Here is a 2,834-nt window from a genome sequence, read left to right on the forward strand (position 1 = left end):
CGATCAGCTTCACCTCGTGCAGGCACTCGAAATAGGCCATCTCGGGCGCGTAGCCCGCTTCGACCAGTGTTTCAAAGCCCATGCGGATCAGTTCGACCAGACCACCACACAGAACGGCCTGTTCACCAAAGAGGTCGGTTTCGCACTCTTCGCGGAAGTTGGTTTCGATGATGCCGGAACGGCCGCCGCCGATGGCGGAGCAGTAGGACAGACCGATTTCCAGCGCGCGGCCGGATGCGTCTTTGTCAACCGCCACAAGGCAGGGCACGCCGCCGCCTTTAACATATTCACCGCGCACGGTGTGGCCGGGACCTTTGGGCGCCATCATGACCACGTCGACACCTTCCTTGGGCTCGATCAGGCCGAAGTGCACATTCAGGCCGTGGGCAAATGCGATAGCTGCGCCGGGGCGGATGTTGTCGTGCACGTATTTCTTGTAGGTTTCGGCCTGCAGCTCATCGGGCATTGTGAACATGATCAGATCGGCCCAGGCGGCCGCCTCGGCGATGCCCATGGTTTTCAGGCCTTCGCCTTCAGCCTTGGCGATGGAGGCGGAGCCTTCGCGCAGGGCGACGACGACGTTCTTGGCGCCTGAGTCGCGCAGGTTCAGAGCGTGGGCGTGGCCCTGTGAGCCGTAGCCGAGGATGGCCACGTTCATGTCCTTGATCAGGTTGATGTCGCAATCGCGGTCGTAATACACGCGCATGTTGGTCCCTCCGGGTTTGGTTGCTGGGGTGCGTTATAGGCAGGCTGTTGCCTCTGGTCAGCGTTGTGTTTTGGGTTTATTTGGTATTCTGAAGGATTGATCATTCGTAGAATGTTTAAAATGCGTGAGAATCATGCTTGACGATGCAGATCGCCGTATCCTGCGGCAATGGCAGTCGGACCCGACGCTTGCCCCTGTGGAACTGGCAGAACGGGCGCGTGTCAGCCCCGGACAGCTCGCCCGGCGGCAGGCCAAGCTGCGCGAGGCGGGGTTGGTCAAGTCCGTGCAGGCCGTGATCGACTGGGCTGCATTGGGGTATGCGGTCGAGGTATCCTTGCGCGTTACACTCGACAAGACACAGGCGCGCGCCTTTGACGACTTCATCGAAGCGGCACGGGAGGTGCCGGAAGTGATCGAGATCCAGACCTTTCTGGGGCGCGTGGACGTGCGCCTGTCCGTCATTGCGCGGGATATGCCGCATTATCAGCATCTCTATCGCAGTCGTATCCTGACCTTGCCTCATATCGCTGATATCGAGGCGCTGATGCAGGTGGCCCGGATCAAGAGCGACGAGGCGCTGCCGCTGTGATCGATCTGGATGAGACCGATTTCGCCATTCTGCGTTTGCTGGCTGACGATGCAGGGCAGGGGGCGGGCGCCATCGGGCGTGCGTGCGGGCTGTCGCAGCCTGCCGCGTGGCGGCGGATCAAACGGTTGCGCGAGGCGGGTGTGATCCGAGGACAGCGGTTGAGCCTGGATGCGGAAAAGCTGGGTTTCGGCGTCACGGTTTTCTTGGGCGTAAAGTTGGCAACCAAGGGGCGGGTGAGTCTTGAGGATTTCGAGCGGGCCGTGTCTGCCATCCCGGAAGTGCAGACCGTTGAACACGTGCTTGGGCTTTATGACTACCGCCTGCGGGTGGTAGCGCGTGACCTTCCCGATTTTGAGCGGGTCTTGCGACGCCGGATCATGACGCTGCCCGGTGCGGGTGAGGTTGAGGCGAACGTGCTGCTGAGTGAAGAGCGCCGACCGGGGCCCATCGGCTGAAAAGCGTTCCCATAGGCGACGCGCCATGCCGCACTGCCGCGAATGTATACGGTGATAGGCTTTGTTCTGCAGGGTCCAAGCAGCTATGTCCTGCTGAAAGAGAAAGGACCGCATGATGCCCGCATTGCTTGATACCGTTGATCCGCAAGGTCTTGAGGAGTTTTCAGTCGTTTTCACTGACCGCTCACTCAACCACATGAGTGTGGCATTTCAGGGTGTGATGAACGACATCTCGTCCATGCTGAAAGAGGTCTATGCCGCCGATGCGGTGGTTGTGGTGCCGGGGGGCGGGACCTTTGGGATGGAGGCCGTCGCGCGTCAGTTCGGACGCGGTTCAGATGTGCTGGTCGTGCGCAATGGTTGGTTTTCCTACCGCTGGAGCCAGATTTTCGAAACCGGAGACCTGACCGCCAACACGACCGTGCTGAAAGCACGACAAACCGGAAACACTTCACCATCGCCCTTTACTCCGACTCCGATCGATGAAGTTGTGGCCACCATTCTGGAGCAGAAGCCGGATGTGGTGTTTGCCCCGCATGTTGAGACAAGTGCGGGCGTGATCCTGCCCGACGAGTATGTGGCCGCGATGGCGACTGCCGCGCGCGAGGTTGGTGCGTTGATGGTTCTCGACTGTATCGCGTCGGGCTGTGCCTGGGTGGACATGCGCGGTTTGGGTGTCGATGTGCTGATCTCTGCCCCGCAAAAGGGATGGAGTGCGTCGCCTTGTGCGGGCCTTGTGATGTTGTCCGACCGTGCGGTGGCGCGGCTGGAAGAAACGACCTCTGACAGTTTTGCCATTGATCTCAAGAACTGGCACCAGATCATGCAGGCATACGAAAACGGCGGTCACGCCTATCACGCAACGATGCCGACGGATGCGCTGCGTGATTTCCGAGATACGATGGTGGAAACGCAAGAGTACGGCTTCGACAAGCTGAAAGACGCGCAATGGGCCTTGGGCAATGCCGTGAGGGCCATGTTGGCCGAGAAAGGTGTGACGTCGGTAGCAGCGGATGGGTTCGGCGCGCCGGGCGTGGTTGTGAGTTACACCGCCGATCCGGATGTGCAGACCGGCAAACGCTTT

The 2,834-nt window shown here is 60.2% G+C and carries 4 protein-coding genes; 3 read left to right on the plus strand and 1 reads right to left on the minus strand.

The genetic code is table 11. From position 1 onward, the window contains the following. The coding region (gene ilvC, locus AC6RA8_RS21960) for a ketol-acid reductoisomerase (protein ID WP_500355892.1) at positions 1-706 on the minus strand (706 nt) is incomplete at its 3' end. A 133-nt stretch (positions 707-839) separates the two neighbouring features. Here ilvC and AC6RA8_RS21965 point away from each other — a divergent pair. From AC6RA8_RS21965 to AC6RA8_RS21975, 3 genes are all read left to right on the plus strand, one after another. Further along, on the plus strand, positions 840-1,295 hold the full coding sequence (locus AC6RA8_RS21965) for an Lrp/AsnC family transcriptional regulator (RefSeq protein ID WP_500355894.1): 456 nt from the start codon (positions 840-842) through the stop codon (positions 1,293-1,295). Then, positions 1,292-1,750 (plus strand): Lrp/AsnC family transcriptional regulator, encoded by a 459-nt coding sequence (locus tag AC6RA8_RS21970; protein WP_299209459.1) that lies wholly within the window; start codon positions 1,292-1,294, stop codon positions 1,748-1,750. Before AC6RA8_RS21965 ends, AC6RA8_RS21970 begins: the two co-directional genes overlap by 4 nt. A 115-nt stretch (positions 1,751-1,865) precedes the next feature. Further along, positions 1,866-2,834, plus strand: a 969-nt coding sequence (locus AC6RA8_RS21975; RefSeq protein ID WP_500355896.1) for an aminotransferase class V-fold PLP-dependent enzyme, incomplete at its 3' end; no start/stop codon positions are given.

This window comes from Tateyamaria sp., from assembly GCF_059783535.1.